Origin of the sequence: Azospirillum brasilense, from assembly GCF_001315015.1 — a bacterium.
GTDB lineage: Bacteria > Pseudomonadota > Alphaproteobacteria > Azospirillales > Azospirillaceae > Azospirillum > Azospirillum brasilense.
Genome location: NZ_CP012917.1, coordinates 123995 through 140278, shown reverse-complemented (window position 1 = coordinate 140278; position 16284 = coordinate 123995). Strand labels below are relative to the sequence as shown.

General features: G+C 63.0%; 19 protein-coding genes and 1 tRNA gene. 4 read left to right on the top strand and 16 right to left on the bottom strand.

Annotated features, from left to right (window positions below):
• From AMK58_RS25545 to AMK58_RS25485, 13 genes are all read right to left on the bottom strand, one after another.
• Entirely contained in the window at positions 1-723 is a 723-nt protein-coding gene (locus AMK58_RS25545) for an SDR family oxidoreductase (protein WP_035680700.1), read from the bottom strand.
• 11 nt (positions 724-734) lie between these two features.
• The gene (locus AMK58_RS25540; protein WP_051140777.1) at positions 735-1361 is read right to left on the bottom strand and encodes an antibiotic biosynthesis monooxygenase family protein; all 627 of its coding nucleotides are present in this window, start codon (positions 1359-1361) and stop codon (positions 735-737) included.
• 1 nt (position 1362) lies between these two features.
• Positions 1363-2016, bottom strand: a complete 654-nt coding sequence (locus AMK58_RS25535) for an antibiotic biosynthesis monooxygenase family protein (protein ID WP_051140778.1) — start codon at positions 2014-2016, stop codon at positions 1363-1365.
• A complete protein-coding gene (locus tag AMK58_RS25530; RefSeq protein WP_035680607.1) occupies positions 2013-2603 on the bottom strand; it encodes an antibiotic biosynthesis monooxygenase family protein in 591 nt (196 codons plus the stop codon). The genes AMK58_RS25535 and AMK58_RS25530 overlap by 4 nt, the downstream gene beginning before the upstream one ends.
• Before the next feature lie 15 nt (positions 2604-2618).
• Complete coding sequence (locus AMK58_RS25525; protein ID WP_035680608.1) at positions 2619-3155, bottom strand: antibiotic biosynthesis monooxygenase family protein; 537 nt, start codon at positions 3153-3155, stop codon at positions 2619-2621.
• A 27-nt stretch (positions 3156-3182) separates the two neighbouring features.
• Positions 3183-3440, bottom strand: a complete 258-nt coding sequence (locus AMK58_RS25520) for an acyl carrier protein (protein ID WP_079292128.1) — start codon at positions 3438-3440, stop codon at positions 3183-3185.
• 3 nt (positions 3441-3443) lie between these two features.
• Positions 3444-4589: a beta-ketoacyl-[acyl-carrier-protein] synthase family protein gene (locus AMK58_RS25515; RefSeq protein ID WP_035680613.1), complete on the bottom strand. Its 1146-nt coding sequence runs from the start codon at positions 4587-4589 to the stop codon at positions 3444-3446.
• On the bottom strand, positions 4586-5893 hold the full coding sequence (locus AMK58_RS25510; RefSeq protein ID WP_035680615.1) for a beta-ketoacyl-[acyl-carrier-protein] synthase family protein: 1308 nt from the start codon (positions 5891-5893) through the stop codon (positions 4586-4588). Before AMK58_RS25510 ends, AMK58_RS25515 begins: the two co-directional genes overlap by 4 nt.
• A gap of 25 nt (positions 5894-5918) precedes the next feature.
• Positions 5919-6695, bottom strand: coding sequence for an SDR family NAD(P)-dependent oxidoreductase (locus AMK58_RS25505; RefSeq protein ID WP_035680617.1), 777 nt, complete (start codon positions 6693-6695; stop codon positions 5919-5921).
• Complete coding sequence (locus AMK58_RS25500; protein ID WP_035680620.1) at positions 6682-7614, bottom strand: aromatase/cyclase; 933 nt, start codon at positions 7612-7614, stop codon at positions 6682-6684. Before AMK58_RS25500 ends, AMK58_RS25505 begins: the two co-directional genes overlap by 14 nt.
• 816 nt (positions 7615-8430) lie before the next feature.
• Entirely contained in the window at positions 8431-8829 is a 399-nt protein-coding gene (locus AMK58_RS25495) for a hypothetical protein (RefSeq protein ID WP_244621362.1), read from the bottom strand.
• Positions 8830-8864: 35 nt separating this feature from the next.
• Positions 8865-9341: a MarR family winged helix-turn-helix transcriptional regulator gene (locus AMK58_RS25490; protein ID WP_051140780.1), complete on the bottom strand. Its 477-nt coding sequence runs from the start codon at positions 9339-9341 to the stop codon at positions 8865-8867.
• Positions 9342-9727: 386 nt separating this feature from the next.
• Positions 9728-10273 (bottom strand): DUF2269 family protein, encoded by a 546-nt coding sequence (locus AMK58_RS25485; RefSeq protein WP_051140781.1) that lies wholly within the window; start codon positions 10271-10273, stop codon positions 9728-9730.
• A gap of 246 nt (positions 10274-10519) precedes the next feature.
• On the opposite strand from AMK58_RS25485, the gene AMK58_RS30705 reads away from it, so the two are divergent.
• The 3 genes from AMK58_RS30705 to AMK58_RS30700 are packed head-to-tail and all read left to right on the top strand — an operon-like array spanning position 10520 to position 11635.
• Positions 10520-10861, top strand: a complete 342-nt coding sequence (locus tag AMK58_RS30705; RefSeq protein ID WP_137165305.1) for a hypothetical protein — start codon at positions 10520-10522, stop codon at positions 10859-10861.
• Complete coding sequence (locus tag AMK58_RS25480) at positions 10830-11312, top strand: MarR family winged helix-turn-helix transcriptional regulator (protein ID WP_035680630.1); 483 nt, start codon at positions 10830-10832, stop codon at positions 11310-11312. Before AMK58_RS30705 ends, AMK58_RS25480 begins: the two co-directional genes overlap by 32 nt.
• Before the next feature lie 56 nt (positions 11313-11368).
• Positions 11369-11635 carry a hypothetical protein gene (locus tag AMK58_RS30700; protein WP_035680633.1) on the top strand — a complete coding sequence of 89 codons (267 nt, stop codon included), beginning with the start codon at positions 11369-11371 and terminating at the stop codon, positions 11633-11635.
• Between the two features lie 104 nt (positions 11636-11739).
• Here AMK58_RS30700 and AMK58_RS30020 read toward each other — a convergent pair whose 3' ends face one another.
• From AMK58_RS30020 to AMK58_RS25465, 3 genes are all read right to left on the bottom strand, one after another.
• Positions 11740-12375 carry a hypothetical protein gene (locus AMK58_RS30020; RefSeq protein ID WP_079285809.1) on the bottom strand — a complete coding sequence of 212 codons (636 nt, stop codon included), beginning with the start codon at positions 12373-12375 and terminating at the stop codon, positions 11740-11742.
• Positions 12376-12745: 370 nt separating this feature from the next.
• Positions 12746-12931, bottom strand: a complete 186-nt coding sequence (locus AMK58_RS25470; protein ID WP_035680637.1) for a hypothetical protein — start codon at positions 12929-12931, stop codon at positions 12746-12748.
• Positions 12932-13171: 240 nt separating this feature from the next.
• Positions 13172-13247, bottom strand: a tRNA-Phe gene (locus AMK58_RS25465).
• 342 nt (positions 13248-13589) lie between these two features.
• On the opposite strand from AMK58_RS25465, the gene adhE reads away from it, so the two are divergent.
• The gene (gene adhE / locus AMK58_RS25460; protein WP_035680640.1) at positions 13590-16244 is read left to right on the top strand and encodes a bifunctional acetaldehyde-CoA/alcohol dehydrogenase; all 2655 of its coding nucleotides are present in this window, start codon (positions 13590-13592) and stop codon (positions 16242-16244) included.
• The last annotated feature ends 40 nt before the right edge of the window (positions 16245-16284 follow it).

Here is a 16284-nt window from a genome sequence, read left to right as displayed (position 1 = left end):
TCAACCCCTGACGTTGGCCCGCTCAACCATCGTCCGGCACTTGATCACCAGCTGGTCGAGAACGGCGGCCGGCGACAACGACAGCACGAAGTCGATGGCACGGCACATGTCGTCCGGTGCGATCATCTGCTCACTGGCCAAGCCGCTCCCGGCAGCCATGTCGGTGTCGACCACGTCAGGGCACAAGGTTGTGACCTTGATGTTCGAGCGCAGCAATTCCTTGGTAAGTGCCAGACCGTAGCCGACGAGGGCGAACTTGCTCGCGCCGTAGCCGCCTACCGGGGCGAACGCCTCGACGCCGGTGATGGAGGAGATGTTGAAGATGTGGGCGCGGTCCGATCGTTCCAGCGCCGGGCGGCACGCGGCGCACAGGTTGTGGACGGCCTTGACGTTGGTCGCCAGCAGGGCATCGAAGTCGTCGAGCGTCATCGCCGACGTGCCGAAGCGGAAGATTCCTGCGGAATTGACCAGCACGTCCAGCCGCCCGTAGGCGGCGATGTGGCCCTCCACCTCGGCCCGCGCCGCGTCGAAGGCGCAGACGTCGACGGCGCTCCAGCGGACGGAGACGCCGTGGGTGTGTCGCAATCCCTCCGCCACGTCCGACAGCTTTGCGCCATCGCGGGCGATCAGCACCAAGTCGTAGCCCTCGGCGGCGAAATAGGCCGCGATCCGTTCGCCAATGCCGCGGCTCGCCCCGGTCACCAGCGCCACTCTGTTTGTCATGTCCGCCTCGCTCATTCTTGTTCTGCGCCGGCGGGAGCCGGCAGGATCAGGCCTGCTCGGGTGCACAGGGAGGAATGCAGCCGATACTGGAGGGAGCGCTCGCGATGCGAGTCATAGGCCTTGTCGTTCAGGGCCCGCAGGAAGAAGTCGGCGCTGCGCCACTGGGCGACGTTGACCAGCCCGAACCGGAAGGGCGCCTGGCCGGTCCGGAACAGCCGGGCGTTGACGAAGCCCGGCTTGGCGATCATGTGGTCTTTGGCCTTGTCCCACATGTCAAGGACGTCGGGGATCTGCTCCTCCGTGATTTCGAAGGGATTGACCAGCCAGACATGCCCTTCCTCCGGATCGGCAAGATCGGCGAGCTGCAGTTCGAGTCGGTACAGCGCGCGTTCGATGCTCACGCCGGGCGCCGAAGGCCCCGCATCGCGCTCACCTTCGGAGTGAACGGCCACCGCACCCGCCCGCCAGCCATAGACGGCGACGAAATCGTAGCAGGCGTCGCGGACATCGCGCTGCATTTCGAACAGCTCGGCGCTGCGGAAGCCGGTCCGGTTGGCCAGAGCCCCGGCGTAAGACCGCCATAGCGCCCGGAAGCGAACGCGATCGGCGCAGGTGACGACATCGATGATGTGGTCCATCTCACTTGGCCTCCGCCAGGGCGGCTGAGGCGACCTGCGTCCGCTTGCTGCTGAGATACAGCGAGAAATCATCCTTGTAAGGTCCGATGATCGCCATGAACTCGGGGGTATCCAGCGCGGCGAAAAAAACCTCGGTGGACTCCCATTCGGCCAAATTGATGAACTTGATGGGGTTGCCGAGGTCCAGGGTGCGGTAGAGGCTGGCGCCGACATAGCCGGGCTTGGTGCGCATGTAGGCGTTGGCGCACCCCCACATGGCGGCGTAGCCGGCCATCTGCGCCTCGTCGAGCCGAATGACGTCCACCAGCACCATGGTGTCCAGGGCCCCACGGCTGCCCTGGTAGCCGCAGCCGTCAGCGAGTTCCGCCTTGAAGGCGGTGAAGACCGCCTTGCGGCTGCGCAGCCGCAAGGCCAGCTCCGGGTTTTCCCTGGCGGCCTGCCGCGCCGCCTGCCAAGCGGCGTCGCTTTCCCACTGGCAGCAGCTCGTGAACTTGTAGTCGCCCTTGGGGTGGATGGATTGGAAGGTGTTCAGCAACTCGCCCGACAGGAAACCGGGTTGCGTTGCCAGGAAGCCGCACACCGCTCGCCACATCGCCTCGGCGTCGTCCAGGCTTTCGGTTTCGATCAGATCGATGACTTGGACCGTGGCGCTCATCCCACCACCTCGGCCTGGATGCTGGGCTTGACCGTTGCGACGACATGGGACAGGCAGATCGCGAAGATGCCCTCGAAAGGTTTGACGATCTGCTTGAAGTCCTTGCCGGAGAACTGGCGCATGAACAGATCTTCACTTCGCCACTCGGCGCGGCTGACGAAGAAATACTCGCTGTTCTTATCGACGGCCCGGAAAAGATAGGCATCGACGAAGCCCTCGCGCGTTTCCATGTGGCGCTTCGAGGTGTCCCACATCTCGGCGTGGCGCTCAGCTTCGTCGGGCGGAATGCGGTAAGGGTTGGTGACGATCAGGTTGCCGGGATCGGGAGCCCAATCCGCACTGCGGCCTTGATTGACGATTTCGTAAAGGTTCTCAGGGGTCGTGTGGACCTTGCCGCAGGCTTCGGGTGAGGACCACGCCTCCATGCTCACGTGGGAGTAGCCATCCCTGTTGAGCTGCTTGTAGACCCGGTGCAGCTTGGCCTCGACAAACCCCGGCTGCGCGGAAGGCGCCGCCCTGGCGGCCGTCCAGGTCCGCGCGATGTCCGCTTGCGGATCGGCCTTGAGAATGTTTATGGAAAAACGCATGGATTTCCTCCAGCATTATTGGTGCCATGGCTTGGCGACGATTATCTGACTGGTGTGGTCGAATCCGCCTTTGATCAGCGACTTGAACTCGTCCTGGGCGAAGGCGTCCGTGAATGCCTCGACACTGCGCCATTGGGCGAGGTTGACGAACTGGAACCGCGCTGCCGGGGACAGGCTTCGGTACAGGCGGAAGCGGACAATGCCGGGACGCGAGACCATGTAGCGGCTGGCGGTGTCGAACTGGTCGAGGAAGCGCAAGGCATCCAGCGCGCCGATCCGGCAGGTTGTGATGAGGAACAGGTCGTCCGGCGAGGCCGGGGTCGTACCGCGGCCCCTCCTGATGAGCCGGCAATCCACAGCCTCGGCGGCAGCCCGTTCCGGGAAACGCCCGAGGTCGAAGTCCACCGCGCCGAAGGAGTGCCCGCCATAGTTGCCGCGATCAATGGCATGTCCCTCGGTGCAGCGGAACCGGAAACCCGGTCGGCCACGCCCATTCCAGCCGCGCGGGCCGGGGGTGGTGTCGTGGTCGAAGAACCGGAACTTGGCGTACACGCGCGCCGCTCCAGCCGAAATCATGCGTCACGCCACAGCGGTCGGCATGCGGTCGAGGATGGCCGCGACCAGATCGTCAGGGGTCTGGAGGATCGAGAACTTCATCCCCTTCAGGCTGATCCCCAGCTCCTTCTCGAGGTCGACGACGATGCAGACCATCTCGGTGGAGTCGATGCCGAACGCCTCCTCCAGGCGGGTATCGCCGGTCAGGCTGGCGGAATCATTGCCGAGATAGGCACGGATGGCGCACACGACTGTGCCGAGAACCATCTCTTTTCTGCTCATTGCTCACACTCCCCTTGCGGTTAACAACAGGCTGCAGGCGGCCCCGCCGGTGGCGCAGCCATTGATGAGGACGCTGTCGATGCGGGCACGCTCCGGCTCGAGGACGACGGGGCCGGTCCGGAGGTCGGCCTTTGGCAGGATCCGCTGCCGGTTGAGCATCAGGCTTGCGTAGGCGATATCGAGCGCTCCCTCGGCGCCGAAGCTGTGCCCATACTTCCGTTTTGGCACGACCTGGGGCGCCTCCGCGCAGACTTGGCGCAGCGCCTCGGCCTCCGCGCGGTCGGCGGCGCTCAGTCCGCAGGCATCGGGCATCACCAGCGTCGGTTCGCGACCGCCGAGCGCGCCGCGCATGGTCCGCACCAGGGCGTCGGGGTCGGAACCGTAGCCGTCGGTCTCGCACGGCGCATTGGCCATGGCGAACGCGCCGATCCGCGCATAGACGCCGGCGCCGCGCCGCGCCGCCCGTTCCACGTCTTCGAGGATCAGGAAGACCGCGCCCTCCGAGACCGTGAATCCCGTCCCATCCGATGCATGGTTTCCAGGCTCGGCGAGGGAAATGCTCTCCAGCGCCGTGCGCACGAAGTCTGTGTTGGTGCTTTCCGTGCCACCCGCGATGGCGACGTCGATCTTGCCGCTTTCGATCATCCGCGCCGCCGCGGCGACGCTGACCAGACTGCTGGCCCGGTCGGCCATATAGGTCTTGCTGAAACCCTTGATGCCGTAATGGATGGTGATCTGTCCCTGGGGTGCCGCCGGGAACCAGCTCGTCGCCTGGAACGGGCTGACCGCCCGCGGACCGTCGCAGTGCAGGTTGCGCAGCTCGGTTTCGGTGAACCGCCAGCCGCCGAAGGCATTGCCGACGAACACGCCGCAACGCTCGCGGTCGATCTTGTCCATCGGCAGGCCGGCATCGTCGATGGCCCGTTGCGCCGCCACCATGGCATAGCGGGTGAAGGCGTCCAGCTTGTTGGCCAGCCGCGGCGGGATGCAGCCGTCGGCGCGCGCCTCGTCGACGCTGCTGCCCCACAGCCGCTCCGACAGCGGCCTGATGGCATTGCCCCCGACGAGCTGCCGGTCCCACAGTTCGGACACGGTGTTGGTATCCGGGAGGACGACGCCGATCCCGGTGATCGCCGCTTTGCGTGTCATTGTTGGAGCCCACCCTGTTGATGGCCGTCGAATCGGGCCAGGATTACGGCGCTGTGAATTCCCGAGAAGCCGCTGGCATCCTTCAGCACGTAATCGATCCTGGCCTTGCGCGCCCCTTCGGTGACGTAGTCGAGGTCGCAATCGGGATCGGGAACCTGATGGTTGATGGTTGGCGGCACCTCCTGGTGCTGGACCGCCAGCACCGAGGCGACCAGTTCGATGGTGTTGGCGGCGGCCAGCGCGTGGCCGACGATCGACTTCAGCGAACAGACAGGGATTTCGTAGGCACGGCGCCCCAAAGTCTTCTTGAGCGCGTTCGTCTCGTTGACGTCGTTCTGGGGGGTCGAACTGCCGTGGGCGTTGACGTGGTCGATCCGCTCGGGCTCCAGCCCGGCATCGGCCAGAGCCAGCTTCATCGCCCGATGCAGGTCCGCGCCTTCCGGGGCCAGGTTGGTCATGTGGTAGGCGTTGCAGGTGGACCCGAAGCCGGCCACCTCGGCCAGGATTGTTGCGCCGCGCGCTTGGGCGTGCTCCAGCGATTCGAGGACGAGAAGCCCGCAGCCCTCGCCCAGCACGAACCCCGCCCGCGTCTTGTCGTAGGGGCGTGACGCCGTTTCGGGCGTGCCGTTGCGGTCGCTGGCGAGCGCACCGACAATGTCGAACGCCGCCAGGGCGATGGGAGTGATCGGCGCCTCGGTGGCGCCAGCGACCATGACGTCGGCGTCACCGCAACGGATCAGGTCACAGGCTTGCCCGATGGCGTCCAGACCGGCGGTGCAACCGGTGGCCAGGGTCTGCACCGGGCCGCGCGCCGAATACTTCCGCGCCACTTCGCTGGCGGCGACGTGAAAGCTGGCGCCCAGCAGCAGGTTGCGGCTGGCCAGTTCGGGATTGAGCGGTCCGGTCGCGCCGCCGGTCAGGCGGAGAAACTCCTCCTCCATGAACTTGGTGCCGGCGATGGCGGTGGCGATGCACACGCCGAAGCGCGACGGGTCATAGCCGGTGTCGAGCAGGCGCGACTGGGTTACCGCTTCCTGGGCGGCGGCCAGCGCGAACAGCGCGTAACGGTCCAGGGCATTGCGCTGCCGGGGGGAGATGTCGAAGTTTTCCGGATTGAAATCCCCAACGACGCCGGCGATGGCGGTATCGAACCGGCTGGTGTCGAAGGTCCCGATGCGCGCCACGCCGCTCTTGCCGGCGAGGCAACTGCGCCAGAACGTCTCGGTGCCGATGCCATTGGGAGAGATCACCCCCAGGCCGGTGATGACGACGCGCCGGCGCCCGTCGTACGGTGGAGGGCTCATGGTTGGGCTCCCATCAATCGTTGATTCAGTAGTTGCCGAGCCCGCCGCAGACGTTCATGGCCTGGGCGGTGACGCCGCGCGCCTTGTCGGACGCCAAGTAGGAGACCATGGCGGCAACCTCGTCGGGTTCGATGTAGCGGTTGATCGGCACGCGGGCCTCGATGCGGGTCTTGGCCTCTTCGGCGGTCACACCCCACAGCGCGGCGTAGTTGACACGCACCTTCTCGGCCATTTCGGTTTCGACGAAGCCGGGGCAGACGGCGTTGACGGTGATGTCCGCCTGGTCGCGTGCCAGTTCCAGCCCCAAGGCCTTGGTAAAACCCACAACACCGTGCTTCGAGGCGCTGTAGGGCGCGCCGTGGACAACGCCTTGCTTGCCGCCGGTGCTGGCAATGTTGATGATGCTGCCGCCCCTGCGGATCGCCTGCGACCGCAAAGCCGTGCGGGTGACGAAGAAGACCGAGTTGAGGTTGGTGTTGATGACGTCCAGCCACAGCTCGTCCGTGATGTCCTTGGTGACGCCGCCGCCACTGCGCCCGGCGCAATTCACCAGCACGTCGATGCCGCCCAACGCCTGTGTCACCGCGGCGAACAACGCTTCGACCTCGGCCGGCCGGACGACGTCGCAGGTCATTCCCAGGACGGAAAGACCTGGGGCCTGAAGCTCGCCGACGGCGTCGTTCAGCCTCATCTGCTCGCGCGCCACCAGGACGCAGTTCATGCCGTCGGCAATCAGCCGCCGGGCAATGGCTTTGCCGATGCCGCGGCTGGCCCCGGTCACCAATGCGTTACGCGCGGGCATGCGTGCATTCCTCCAGCTTGTTCAAAATCGCTTCCATCGTGCCCAGGCTGTTGCGGTTGATGGCCGCCTCGACCTTGTGCTTGGCCTCGTCCCGGGTGCCGTCACGCCAGAAATCGGGCGCCAGCACCACGGAGTGCCAGGAGGTCACCTCCACCCCGCCATCGGTCTGGCGCAGCGTCCAGTGTCCTTGGTGCTCCTTGAGCGGCGGCGGCGGTTCGGGTTGGAAGTATTCGATCCGATCCGGGTGCAGCACCCGGACGCTGCGGATCACTTCCTCCTTGTCTCCGACCTGCACCGTCATCTGGAATTCCTGGTAGTGCGGGTCCTCGTAGAGCATCTTGAGGGCGTTGCAGTGCGGCAGGAGCCATGGCCAGGCGGTGGCGTCGCGCAGGAGCTGGTAGATGGCCCCCTGCGCATGGTCGATGACCATCGACTCGCTGAACTCGTGGCGCCACAGGTCACGCTCCAGCTCGGCCTTGAGCGCCGCCAGTTCGCGCGTGCTGTTGTCCTCCACCGATTTCAGCATGAAGGCTGTCGCCTCTTCCGGGGTGGAGACCCCTTCCACCAGGCCCGCGACCTCGTCCTTGACTTTGAATTCATGGGTCAGGGTGATGGTGCAGCCCCTGTCCCGAGGCGCGAAGCTCCAGGTTCCTTTCATGAAGGCGACCAGTGGCGACGGTTTCGCCTGAACGAAGGAAATGCGCAGCCCCGCCCGGTCGATCTGGCGGCTCGACTGCCAAGAGAACACGCGGTCGTTGGCCTTGGCGATCAGGGCAATGGTCTGGCGGTCGTCGGTTTCATCCAACACTTTGGCGTCGAGGCAGGGCGGCAACACTTGCGGCCATCGGGTAACGTCCAAGGCCAATCCGAACGCTGCTTCCGCGGTGCATTCGACTGCGGTGGAATGATCGGTTCTCATTTCCTCCCAAACCTTTCTGATGCGATGGATGAATGGAGTCAGCGGTTCGCAGACGTGATCCGTTTGACCAAGCCATGCCGCAGCCGGCTGCCAGGGGTGAGTTCGAGAAAAATCAGCTTCAGGCTGGCGCAATCAGCGAGAGACTTGGCGCGCCGAGTGGGAGCGCAAATCGGAAACGTCATTCTCCGCCCATGCCTTCAGGCTGAAGAACAGATGGCAGGGCAAGGTCTGTAAATTTTAGAAATAAAATCCATATTAATATGTTATTTAAATAATACAAGTAGTTTCTACAGAAATAGCCAAAACAATTACTTTAAAAATTGTGTGGATACTGAAAGATGGTTCCGTCGTTATCGCGGGATAAATTATCTGAGTGAATTCCAGCATCAGAGCGCGGGCTGTTTATGGGCGCGGTCTCATTCTGATGACCTCCGTTGTTTTATCCGGATTGTGTGCAGACCGACTTGATTTGTGAACCCGGTTAGATAGCAGTCAACTCATCGTCTGGTTGAGTACATGTACATTAATCGCTTTATCGCAACAAGGTGTATAAAGCATCAGAATCGATACAGATTGTCGCAGAGAAAAACATACATAAATAAACAGAGGTACACTTCAAATTTCTGGTTTATCAAAAGTAGGCGCGCCATTTTTGAAAGAAAAATTCTTTAAGGATAGAAGTGAGTACATGCATTTGTCTGCGGCTGTGACCCGAAAATGCATTATTTCTAAAGTGTCCATTTTGCGCGAGGCGGACCCGCCCATGGCCGCCGGATCGCAAGAAAAGGCCGGCGGCTTTCTTGGATGGTGTGGCGTTCAGGCTGCGGCCCGCCTCGTCAAGGCGAAGCCGTCACGCAGGTTCAGACCGAACAACGCAAGGTTCACAGCCCCCGCCAGCAGTTCGATGATCTGTACGACGACGAAAGCACTTTCGAATTCACCCGCCGCGGCGTGTGCCTGCAGAAACACGGCGCACGGTACGAGGACGAGCATCCCATTGAGGGCGATGAACGGCATGCGCCGGCGTTTCCTGGCGATCCTCGGGTCGGTTGAGCCTCCAGCCATGCGGAAGCCCGTAATTCCGGTGATTGCCATTGCCGGCACGAGCACAAGCAGACCCCAAAGAATCGCCGTTTTGACACTGAGCACCGCATCCTTGGTGCCGAATGTCTCAACTGCGACCGTCGAGGTCCAGAAGGCGGCGATCATCAGCATGCCGGTCACACCGGCAATCGGGTGTAAGGCGCGTATCATGGCGTCTCTCCATTGTCGATTGGGAGGCGCAAGCGGTTGTGGAAGCTCTGCAACAAGCCCGCCGCATGTTCGATCTCCCCCGGGGCGAGACCAGCGACCAGCGTGTTGGCCAGGGCGAGCCAGCGGGCGCTCGCTTCCTCAAACAGGGCAGTGCCGCGTTCTGTAAGTTGAACCAGCTTGGCGCGACGGTGATGTGGGTTGGGGGCGAATCGGAAAATCCCCTCGGCCTCCAGTTCGTCCGCAATTCGCTGCACCGACTGACGCACAAGGCCCATATTGCGTGCGATGCCAGACACCGGCAGGCCGCCGCCGGCCTCGGCCACGGCGCCCATCACCTGCCATCGCGCACTGGTCAGTCCAAGCGGTGCAACCAGAGTATCGCCGGCGGCGATCAGGGCGCCGTTGAGGCGGAAAACCTCCAGGGCAAGACGGCTGGCGGGATGGGTGAACACGGTTTCAGCGGGTGGTTTCATGGGAGTATAGTGTCATGATGACTGCATGCTGTCAATGTGGGGTTGTCAGTCGTGGGCGCCCGAAGCGATCATGGTTGCGTCGTGCCGCTTGATGGCGGTGCCGTGGGTTGCGCGTCGACGCGAAGGAGTTGGCAGATTCTCCGGGATGCGCATGCTGCATCACCGCGTCTTCCTCACTCATCGTCTCGATCATGATTCGCCACCTCATTGCGCTCTCCATTCCACGGCCAGCCGTGCCTGTCGCACCATCAGTCCATAGCGTCTGAAGACAAATAGATATTCGGACGATGGCCGTCGTTGCCTTCTTATTTTGATAAGAAGTGGAAAAATTCCTGAATCAGGATAATTATTTGTCGTGCATTTGATGGTGCTCTTCGTGTTTATTTTCAAGCCTTCGATATGGAGCGCATGAATGCCGTCTGAGTCAGGGCGGCCGCAATAGTCAGCGCGAAGCCAAAGATGAGCGACGACCAGTCTGTGGGCTTGAGCGCGCCCAGATATGCGATCAGCACGAACACCGGTATGTCTAGAAAGTGGGAGAATGACGACAGAAGCTTCTCCCGTGCGTTCGGCGGCCAGCGGCGGGCCCCCGGCACCTTCCCTCCCCTCAGGTGCCGGAAGAACAGTCGGGTGATGGCGTAGCCTTTGATGAATTTCAGCAGGAACAGGATCACCATGCCGGCCAACCAGGGGATATCCAGGAATGCGCTGCCGTAAAATCCGGCGATCATTCCCCCTCCCGACGCGAGCATCAGCAGAACGCCGGGCAGCACAACCAAGTCATAAGCGAGGACGCTCCGCCGGGCTGCCGCCCCGCTCTCCTCCGGCGAGCGAGCCCGACGCCCGATGAGGTCCAACACCCACATGGCGGCCAGGCCAAGCCCAAGCACGACCATTCCCACCATATGGGCAACCTTCAGCACTTCAAGCATGGGCGCACCACCCGTCCGGGCGCCCGGTCTTGACCGCCCTCAGTCCGCCACGCCCATGGGATTGCGCGGCTCTGGTGATGCTGTCCGCGACCACTGCCGTCGAGATGCCTACGGAGTGCAGTGTAGGGAGAGCCAGGGTATCGGCGGCTGCGTGAGGTCTTCTCGGCATCGTTTCATCCTCGGGTTGGGGGGTGCCCTATGCCTCCCAGCCCGGATGCGAACAGGCGGCCGAAGCACCGCCGTGGTATGGCCATTTCCAATGCCAGCATGATCGGAGCGGAGATGGCCCTGCATCCAAAGGGACGGGTCGCGATGGTTAAGCGGCGGTTGGGCATCCAGGGATTCGTGCTCTGGGCGGTTGCGGAACAGGCAGGTGCGTTCCGTTCAAGCGAAGGCTGCAACGCATTGGGACAAGGTGAATTCGGGCGGTATGGACCCTTACTGGCAGATTATGACAACCAGTTTTCATTAATGACAACCGGCTGTCAATGCCTTTTTGACAGCCGGTTGTCATTCGTGCTTATCTGGAACGCGTCCCGTCGGCCGAGAGGAAGCGATGACCCGTCGGAAGGAAAAGCAGCTGGCTGATATCATGGTGTTGGTGTTCCGTCTCAACGGTCGCCTGCTGGAGCAGGGCGACCGGCTGGTCGAGGGGCTGAATCTGACCAGCGCGCGGTGGCAGGTGCTCGGGGCTCTGGCTCTGGCTGACCGGCCACTAACCGCCCCGCAAATCGCCGAAGCTATGGGAATCACCCGTCAGGGGGCACAGAAGCAGTTGAATTTGCTGATGGACGAAGGGTTGTTGGATCGCCGTCCTAACCCATCCCACGAGCGTTCGCCGCTTTACAGACTTACAGCCACTGGGAAGCGTACCTTTGCCGAGGCCGACCGGCGATGTGGCCTGTGGGCCGCCGATCTGGGGGAAGCGCTTTCCGAAGACGCTCTGCATACCACCGAGACCGTACTTGGCGAACTGCTTGCCCGTCTGAACAAACCCCTGCCCACCCATCGGCAGTCCGAACGGACATCCGATGATTGAGTTGGTCCCCGCTTGTTCAGAGAAGCGTGGTTCGCCCAGGATGAAGGACGGACCTGATGACGGGGAAATGGAAGCGGTGTTCGGCGGTGTTCAAGGCGAAGGTGGCGCTGGAGGCGGGAACTGATCGAGCTGGAACATTTCCGGCTGTCGATCGCGTGGCAATGCGGACCGGTTTCGATGGTCGGCCCGGCGACCACGGGCCGATCATGGGCGAGTCCACCGCGAACCTGGAGATGATGCGGCTGATCGACGAGCGGTTCATGGAAACGTGTCTGGTGCCGCAGCCGGCAGGTGACCAGGCATCTGCGCCGGCACGGCCGTGAGGCCAGGCCGCCATCGCACCACAAAGTGAGCGCTTCAGCGGACCGGCCTCGACCTTGGTCATCGTGGCGCGTGGGAATGCTTCGCTCTTCCCAGCGTGACCATACTACAACTTGCGGTTTGCCAGGACGTAGACGACCTTGGCTGTTATCGTATTGTTGGCCAGCCAATTATTGAATATGCCGCCTAAGTTGTCGATCTTCGGCTTATAGGCGTTGGGACCGTTGTTGCACGACGCATAGGTGCCGCTGGGGCCGAGGCCGTAAGTCCCACCGCCTTCTGCCTTGATCTGACAGGGGTGGTCAACCGACCACTGCTTGAAAAGCCATCCTTCGCTGTCCGTGCCAAACTCGAAAACAACACCGGGCTCTGCGTTGGTGATATATTGTGTTACGTAAGAGAATCTTGGAGCAATCCCAACGAAGGATTTTTCCGGCAATCCAAGTCCTGAGTAATTGCTGTTGATGAAATCATTCGCCTGTTGTGCCGGCATGCCACGATACCAAAATTTTGCATTTTTGGCTTCAGCGTCTGCGAATGCTGCATAATTTCTAACCAATTTCATGGCGTTAACGGTGGTGTTCTTGCTGTCGAGAACCAAAATACCCTTTTCGTATATTGGGATGAGAACCTCCATATTGTTCCTTTTCAGGGTGTTGACGATGTCGTTGGAGGTCATGGTGTCGGCTGCGGCGATATTGGGCAACAAAGCCAAGATGATGCAGAATAAAAACCTCTTCATGATTCATCGTTCCTTTCTGAAGTCGCATGGTGGGGCCACTCCGGACCCAGGCACTTGATGCGGTGACCGTGATGGTGTCGACCAATCCCGCATGAGAACGGGCGACCGAAAGCGGATTGCAATCCGCTTCGGACAGCCTCACGCGGGGACAGAGTTCCCGCGGACGGCAGGCGAATGCCATCGGCTTCCGCCGAGAGCCGGCGAATAAGGCGACATGAGTCTAAAGCGAACGAAAGTTCGCATTAGCGGTCGGTCCGCGGCTTTGCCGGGCAAATCCCAAGCATCGCCTTCAGAAAAGGACGCCTGAATTACAATTCTTGTGAACGCAGGCCCGCCTGTTTCTTCATGGCGCGGTGGCGCACCGAATCGTTCAGAAAGTGCAGGCAGAAAGTGCAGGCAAAGGCTTGGCGTCCTTGTTGTGGGCGCGGATGCAGCGGGTCATGGAGAGTATGATGATCGTCCGCTGGGCATGATTGATCGGGTGGTTGCCGTCGCCGAAGAGTGCGGCCAAGCGCACGAACCTCCGTCCCGACGAGGTGCAGATGATCTGGGCCATGGCAGCGGGAGCGATTTTAGAGAATCAATCATGGGCGAAAATCATCGCCCGCAGGGACTCGCGCTGTTGTTCCAACCGTGCCGCAATTGTGCTGAAACAGCGAAAATCGACATCATAAAAACGGATATGCCAAAGACTTAGCAGCTTGGGAGAGATTTCCTCTGCGGCTGCGCCAAGTCTGTGCCGGGTGAGCCGGCTTGACCTGATCCGCCACCAACGGCTTGATTGGCAAAAGGAAAATGGTGCCCAGGGACGGAGTCGAACCGCCGACACGGGGATTTTCAGTCCCCTGCTCTACCAACTGAGCTACCTGGGCGCCGCTGCGTGCGGGGGCGTCTTATAGGAAGAACCGGCGCGCTTGTCCAGCGCAATTCGTCACCCGTTCGGAAGAGATTTTTCCGGGCCAGTCGAGCGGGTTGGGGTTGGCTCTACCCCGAAAGTGGTCATACCAATTTTGACATGGGTCATGGTCCCTCACCCATGGTCGGGGGATAGTTTTCTTGCCGCGCGGACAGGACTGAAGCGCCGCCCGGCTATGACCGATTTTCCGTGCGTGCCTTGGATGCCGGTGTCTGTAAGGGCTTCAACCCGCCCGCATCCGCTGTCCAGGACCGGCCCGAAAGGGCCGGCGGCGCGCCAACCGCAGAGGCGACACGATATGCCCGTCACCACGCTTGCAGACCTCAACGACCTCGTCCTCCGCGTCCGGGAGGCGCAGAAAGTCTACGCCGGCTTCCCGCAGGAGACCGTTGACCGCATTTTCCGCAGCGCCGCCCTGGCCGCGGCCAACGCGCGCATCCCGCTGGCGAAGCTGGCGGTCGCCGAGACCCGCATGGGCGTGATGGAGGACAAGGTCGTCAAGAACCACTTCGCCTCCGAGTACATCTACAACAAGTACAAGGACGAGAAGACCTGTGGCATCCTTGAGGAGGACCCGGAATACGGCATCATGACGATCGCCGAGCCGGTGGGCCTGATCTGCGCCATCGTGCCGACCACCAACCCGACCTCGACCGCCATCTTCAAGGCGCTGATCAGCCTAAAGACGCGCAACGGCATCGTCTTCTCGCCGCACCCCCGCGCCCGCAAGGCGACCTGCGAGGCCGCGCGGATCGTGCTCCAGGCGGCGGTGGAGGCCGGCGCGCCGCCGGACATCATCGGCTGGATCGACGAGCCCTCGGTGGAACTGTCGAACGCGGTGATGCACCACCCCGACATCAACCTGATCCTGGCGACCGGCGGGCCGGGCATGGTCAAGGCGGCCTATTCCTCGGGCAAGCCGGCCATCGGCGTCGGCGCCGGCAACACCCCGGCGGTGATCGACGAGTTCGCCGACATCAAGCGGGCCGTCGCCTCCATCCTGATGTCCAAGACCTTCGACAACGGCGTGGTCTGCGCGTCGGAGCAGTCGGCCATCGTCGTGGACACTGTCTATGACGCGGTGCGCGATCGCTTCGCCCATCATGGCGGCCACATCCTGTCGGCGATGGACGCCGACGCGGTGCGCAAGGTGCTGCTGAAGAACGGCGCGCTGAACGCCGACATCGTCGGCCAGTCGGCCGGCGCCATCGCCGCCATGGCCGGGGTGAGCGTTCCCGCCCACACCAAGGTGCTGATCGCCGAGGTCGAGGCGGTGACCGAGGACGAGCCCTTCGCCCACGAGAAGCTGTCGCCGACCCTGGCGCTCTACCGCGCCCGCGACTTCATGGACGCCTGCGACAAGGCGGCGGCGCTGGTCGCTCTGGGCGGCATCGGCCACACCTCCGCCCTCTACACCGACCAGGACCAGCAGCCGGAGCGCATCCGCCATTTCGGACAGGCGATGAAAACGGCGCGCATCCTGATCAACACGCCGTCGTCGCAGGGCGGCATCGGCGACCTCTACAATTTCCGGCTGGCGCCGTCGCTGACGCTCGGCTGCGGCTCCTGGGGCGGCAACTCGATCTCCGAGAATGTCGGGCCGCAGCACCTCATCAACCGCAAGACCGTGGCGAAGAGGGCCGAGAACATGCTGTGGCACAAGCTGCCGAAATCCATCTACTTCCGCCGCGGCTGCCTGCCTTTCGCGCTGGAGGAGCTGCGCGGGAAGACGCGCTGCCTGATCGTCACCGACCGCTTCCTGTTCGAGAACGGTCACGTTGACGAGACTGTGCGCATCCTCAAGGGGCTGGGCCTCGCCGTGGAGACCTTCTTCGAGGTCGCCGCCGACCCCACCCTGGCGGTGGTGCGCCGCGGGCTGGCGCTCGCCAACGCCTTCCAGCCGGACGTCATCCTGGCGCTGGGCGGCGGCTCGCCGATGGACGCGGCGAAGATCATGTGGGTGATGTACGAGGCGCCGGACGTCGCCTTCGAGGATCTGGCGCTGCGCTTCATGGACATCCGCAAGCGCATCTACACCTTCCCCAAGCTGGGGGTGAAGGCGCAGTTCGTCGCCGTTCCGACCACATCCGGCACCGGGTCGGAGGTCACGCCCTTCGCCGTGGTGACCGACGAGCGCACCGGCATCAAGTATCCGATCGCCGACTATGAACTGACGCCGAACATGGCGATCATCGACGCCAATCTGGTGATGGACATGCCCAGGGGCCTGACCGCCGCCGGGGGCATCGACGCGGTGACCCACGCGCTGGAGGCCTATGTCTCAGTCCTGGCGAACGAGTACACCGACGGGCAGGCGCTGCAGGCGCTGAAGCTGCTGAAGGAGCATCTGCCCTCCGCCTACGCCAACGGCGCCAAGGACCCCAAGGCGCGGGAGCAGGTGCACAGCGCCGCCACGCTGGCCGGTGTTGCCTTCGCCAACGCCTTCCTCGGCGTCTGCCATTCGATGGCGCACAAGCTGGGGGCGGAATTCCACCTGCCGCACGGCGTCGCCAACGCGCTGCTGATCGCCAACGTCATCCGCTACAACGCCGCCGACATCCCGACCAAGCAGACCGCCTTCAGCCAGTACGACCGGCCCAAGGGCGTCGCCCGCTACGCCGAGATCGCCCGACATCTCGGCCTCGGCGGTAGCCGCGACCACGAGCGGGTGGAAACGCTGGTCGAGTGGGTGGAGGAGTTGAAACGGACGCTGGATATTCCGGCCTCGATCCAGGCCGCGGGGGTGCCGGAGGCGGAGTTCCTGGCCCGGCTGGACGCCATCGCCGAAGCCGCCTTCGACGACCAGTGCACCGGCGCCAACCCGCGCTTCCCGCTGGTCGCGGAGATCCGCCAGCTCCTGCTCGACAGCTACTACGGTCGCGTCTACGCCGAAGGGGCGGAGCGGGTGCCGGCGGCGGAGCGCAAGCCGGTGGTACTGATCCGTTCGCGCTGATCCCTCCACTGTGATCGAGGCCTGACGGGCCGCCCGGCTC